This window comes from Kitasatospora sp. NPDC093558, from assembly GCF_040683475.1.
Taxonomy (GTDB): domain Bacteria; phylum Actinomycetota; class Actinomycetes; order Streptomycetales; family Streptomycetaceae; genus Kitasatospora.
Genome location: NZ_JBFBDY010000500.1, coordinates 1 through 4727 on the forward strand (window position 1 = coordinate 1; position 4727 = coordinate 4727).

A 4727-nucleotide genomic window follows, 5' to 3' on the forward strand; every position below is an offset into this window, starting at 1 on the left:
GCCGTCGGCGCCGGCGGCCCCGGCGCGCAGCCGGCCCTCGATCGCGACGAGGGCGTTGGCCATGAGCCAGTAGACCTCGTCCCAGGCGGCGGCGACCTCGGGGGTGACGGCCTCGCCGAGCACGTCGACGATGGCCGCGAACAGGTGCTCGTGGACGATCTTGTACTGGTCGTCGGCGATGCCCACCGACACGTGCTTGTGGGCGATGCGGGCGAGCATCGCGTCCGGCCGCCGGTCGGGGTGGGCGACCAGGGCGGAGGCGAACGCGGCTATCGAGCCGGCGAGGGCCTGGCGCTGGGTGCCGTTGGCCTGGTTGCCCCGGTTGAAGAGGTCGCGCAGCAGCTCGGGGTGGGCGGCGAACAGCCGGTCGTAGAAGCGCGGGGTGATGTCGCCGATCGCGGCGCCCACGACGGGCAGGGTGGCCTCGATGACCTCGGCGTTCTTGGCGGACAGCATCAGGCTCGCTCCAAACTGGTATCTGAGATGCCTATTAAAGGCCGCGCGGAAGCCACGACCTTGGGGAGGGGTGGATCAGTCGGTGGGTCTGGTGGGGAGGCTGAGCAGCACCGGTCCGGTGGGGGAGGCCACCAGGTCGTCGATGCTGAGCGGGTCGAGCGCGGCGAAGAAGGCCTCCTGTGCCGCACGCAGCGCCCCGCGCAGGCGGCACGCGGCCCGCAGCGGGCAGGGCGGGTCATCCTCGCAGCCGACGACGTCGCCGACCCCTTCCAGCTCGCGGAGCAGCAGTCCGAGCGATCCGGTCCGCCCGGCGAAGGTGATCATCAGGCCCCCGCCCCTTCCGCGCCGCGCCTCGACCACGCCGAGGTGCTGCAGCCGGCTGACCACCTTCGCCGCGTGGGTGTACGGCACGCCGACGGCCTCGGCCACCTCGCGGGTGGTCGGGTTGGCCTCCTCGTCGAGGACGGCCAGCCGCATGGCGATGCGGAGGGCGATGTCGGTGCTCTTGGTCAGCCTCACGTTCGGAACGCTAGCGAATGCGACTCCGGAACTCCAATTTCCTGCACACCCGGCCGGGACCGGTCTGGACCAGGTGGTCGGCGGACCCTACGCGCCGGGGCCGCCCGGCGCCCCGGGTTCGGGCCTCTTCTTACCGCCCTCGCACCGAACTCCCGATCGAATCTGAACAGTTGGCGACATTAGCGGTCACTTCCTGACGGGTGATCGGAACGGCTTCTACGCTTCGTGCGGCTCCGGACGCGGAGCGGATCGACGCCTGCGGCGTCACCCCCATCACCCGACATTCCTGGAGAGATCTCGTGAACACACGTCGTGCAACGCGGCGTCCGTGGACGGCTGCGGCCGCGATAGGCGCCGCCACGGTCGCGCTGCTGTCCCAGCCCGGCACTGCGCAGGCCGCCGCGCCCGCGCCCGTCGTCACGGCCACCGTGCCGGTGGCGCCCTACCCGGCCGGGGTCGCGCTCACCCCGGACGGCGCCCGGGCGTACGTGACCAGCCAGAGCAGCGGCACGGTGAGCGTGCTCGACACCGCGAGCAACACCGTCACCGGCAGCTTCACCGACGGCACCGGCTCCTACGCCGTCGCGCTCTCCCCGGACGGGCGCCGCGCCTACCTGACGCACCACCTGGACAACACCGTCGGCATCGTCGACACGGCCACCAACACCGTCGCCGCGACCGTGCCGGTCGGCACCCAGCCGTGGGGCCTCGCCCTGTCGGCCGACGGCTCGCGCGCGTACGTCGCCAACGCCGGCGCCAACACCGTGAGCGTCGTGGACACGGCGGCGAAGACCGTCACCGCGACCGTCCCGGTCGGCGCCGAGCCGCACGGGCTCGCCGTCTCGCGGGACGGCAAGAAGGTGTACGTCGCCGCGTCGAGCGGCCGGGCCGTCAACGTGATCGACACCGCGAGCAACACGGTGAGCGCGACGGTCCCCGTCGGCCACGGCGCCTTCGGGCTGGCCCTGAGCCCGGACGGCACCAGGCTGTGGGCCGCCAACGGCGACGACAAGACCGTCACCGTGATCGACACCACCACCAACGCCGTGGTCTCCGCCGTCAGCGTCGGCGCCAACCCGTACGCCGTCGCCCTTTCCCCGGACGGCTCCGCGGCCTACGTCTCCAACTACACCGACAACACCGTCAGCGTCGTGGACACCGCGAGCCGCACCGTCACCGCGACCGTGCCGGTCGGCACCGCCCCGTACACCCTCGCCGTCACCGCCGACGGCCGGCGCGGCTACCTCGCCGACTTCACCGCGAACGCAGTCAGCGTGCTGAACTTCCCGCTCCCGGTCCCCGTCGTCACCGGGATCAGCCCGGCCACCGGCTCGCAGGCCGGCGGCACCACGGTGACGATCACCGGCACCGACCTGGCCGGCGCGACGGCGGTGAGCTTCGGCGCGGCCGGCAACGCCGCCTCCTTCGGCTGCACCAAGACGAGCTGCACCGCGACCGCCCCGGCCACCACGGCCACCGGCCCGGTGGACGTCCAGGTCACCACGCCCGGCGGCACCAGCGCGGCCGTGGCCGCCGACCGCTTCACCTACACCGCCGCCAGCGCCCACCTGGGCGTCGCCCTCGCCGCCACGCCGGTGACCGGCCTGGTCAGCGGCCGGGTCGACTACACGATCACGCTCACCGGCCAGGGCCCCGACCCGGTCACCGCCGCCACCGTCGGCGCGGCCCTGCCGCCCGACCTGGCCGCGACCTCCGGCGACTGCACGGTCGCGGACGGGCAGCTCACCTGCACGCTCGACGCGCCGCTGGCCAAGGGCGCGACCACGACGCGGCACTTCTCGGTCGGGCTCGGGCTGTTCACCGGCGTCCAGAACTTCGCCGTCACGGCCTCCCGCACCTCCGGGACCCCGGCCGACCCGTCGCCCGCCACCGCCCAGGACACCCGCAGCTGCACGGCGGTCTTCGCCCTGCTGATCACCTGCAGCTGATCCGCTGAACAGCGAGGGCCCCGCCACCCGGGAGGAGGCGGGGCCCTCGCTCACGCCCGGCCTGGACGAAACGTCCAGGCTGGACGTACAGTCCAAACATGCCCACCGATACCCCCGACCCGCGCCTGCGCACCTGGTCACCGGTCTGCCGCGCGGTGGCCCTGCTCCTCGGGCCCTACGCCGAGGTGGTGCTGCACGACGCCGCGACCGACACCGTGCTCGCCATCTGGAACCCGATGGGCGACCGCGTCCCCGGCGACCCCTCCCTCCTCGGCGAGCTCGACGTGCTCGAACCGGCCGCCGACGGCGTCTACGGCCCCTACGAGAAGCTGCTGCCCGACGGCCGCCGCCTCTCCTCCGTCAGCGCCGTCCTGACCGACGACACCGGGCGGCCCCCGGCGGTGCTCTGCGTCAACCTCGACCGCGGACCGCTCGAACAGGCCGCCGCCCTGCTGGCCGGCTTCGCCGCCCCCACCGCCCCGCGCCCCGAGCCCCTCTTCGAGCGGGACTGGACCGAGCGCATGAACGACGTCATCGGCGGCTACGTCCGCGCCCACGGCCGCCCGCTCGAACGCTTCGGCCGCGAGGACCGGCTCGCCGTCCTGCGCGAACTCGACGCCGCCGGCGTGCTCGCCGTGCGCCGCGCCGTCCCCGCCGTCGCCACCGCGCTGCGGGTGTCCCGCTCGACCGTCTACACCCTGCTGACCGACCTCAAGCACGAGAGCGAGGCCTGAGACATGACCAGGCTCCCCGACTTCCGCCTCGAAACGTACTTCTCCCGCTGGGAGTTCACCGCCCGTCACCACCTCACCGCCTCCGACGCCGAGACGATGACGATGGCCGAACTTCTCGCCCTCGCCGGCCCCGAGGACCGGCACGCCTGGGACACCCTCGCCCTCGGCTACACCGAGACCTTCGGGGACCCGGAGCTGCGCCGGGCGATCGCCGGCATGTACGAGGAGGCCGGCGCCGACGACGTCATCTGCTTCGGCGGCGCCCAGGAGGGCCTCAACCTGGCCATGCAGGTGCTCCTCGAACCGGGCGACCACGCCGTGGTGATCACGCCCAACTACCAGTCCGCGGAGACCGTCCCGCTCTCGATCTGCGAGGTCACCGGCGTCGCGCTGGACGAACGGCAGGACTGGGCGCTCGACGTCGACGCCGTGAAGGCCGCGCTGCGGCCCAACACGAGGGTCGTTTCGGTCAACTTCCCCAACAACCCGACCGGCGCGCTGATCGACGCCGCCGACCTGCGCCGCCTGGCCGAACTCTGCGACGAGCGCGGCATCCGGCTGTTCTCCGACGAGGTCTACCGCGGCCTGGAGCGCGACCCGGCCCGCACCCTGCCGCAGGCCGCCGACCTCTCCGAACGCGCCCTGTCGCTGGGCGTCACGTCCAAGTCGCTCGGCCTGCCCGGCCTGCGGATCGGCTGGATCGCCTGCCGGGACCGGGAGTTGCGCTCCCGGCTGGAGCGGGCCAAGCACTACACCACGATCTGCAACGCGGCGCCGAGCGAGGTCCTCGCCCGGATCGCGATCAAGGCGCGCGAGCGGATCCTGGCCCGCAACCGGGCCGTCATCGACGCCAACCTGCCGCAGTTCGACGCGTTCTTCGCCGAGTTCGCCGACCTCTTCGAGTGGCGCGCGCCGGCGGGCGGCTGCGTCGCCTACCCCCGCTACCTCGGGGCGGACGGCGTCGAGGAGTTCTGCACCCGCCTGGTCGAGCAGGCCGGCGTCCTGCTGCTGTGGCTGCTCTTCGTGGCCGTCGCCGTCACCGCCGGCGGCGCCACCAAGCAGGCCGGCC

The 4727-nt window shown here is 73.4% G+C and carries 5 protein-coding genes; 3 read left to right on the top strand and 2 right to left on the bottom strand.

What is annotated here, in order from left to right; genetic code table 11:
* Together AB0O00_RS30035 and AB0O00_RS30040 are read right to left on the bottom strand one after the other, a co-directional pair.
* Positions 1–456 (bottom strand): globin domain-containing protein (locus AB0O00_RS30035; protein ID WP_363657079.1); only part of this gene is annotated, 456 nt, incomplete at its 3' end.
* A gap of 75 nt (positions 457–531) precedes the next feature.
* Positions 532–975: an Rrf2 family transcriptional regulator gene (locus AB0O00_RS30040; RefSeq protein WP_363657081.1), complete on the bottom strand. Its 444-nt coding sequence runs from the start codon at positions 973–975 to the stop codon at positions 532–534.
* Positions 976–1274: 299 nt separating this feature from the next.
* On the opposite strand from AB0O00_RS30040, the gene AB0O00_RS30045 reads away from it, so the two are divergent.
* The 3 genes from AB0O00_RS30045 to AB0O00_RS30055 all read left to right on the top strand — a co-directional run.
* Entirely contained in the window at positions 1275–2924 is a 1650-nt protein-coding gene (locus AB0O00_RS30045) for a beta-propeller fold lactonase family protein (protein ID WP_363657083.1), read from the top strand.
* A 98-nt stretch (positions 2925–3022) separates the two neighbouring features.
* Positions 3023–3658 (top strand): PAS domain-containing protein, encoded by a 636-nt coding sequence (locus tag AB0O00_RS30050; RefSeq protein ID WP_363657084.1) that lies wholly within the window; start codon positions 3023–3025, stop codon positions 3656–3658.
* Positions 3659–3661: 3 nt separating this feature from the next.
* Positions 3662–4727 (top strand): aminotransferase class I/II-fold pyridoxal phosphate-dependent enzyme (locus tag AB0O00_RS30055; RefSeq protein WP_363657086.1); only part of this gene is annotated, 1066 nt, incomplete at its 3' end.

What these genes read in the sequence shown, in the direction of transcription:
- AB0O00_RS30050 (WP_363657084.1), top strand. Translation starts at nt 3,023, where the DNA reads ATGCCCACCGATACCCCCGACCCGCGCCTGCGCACCTGGTCACCGGTC.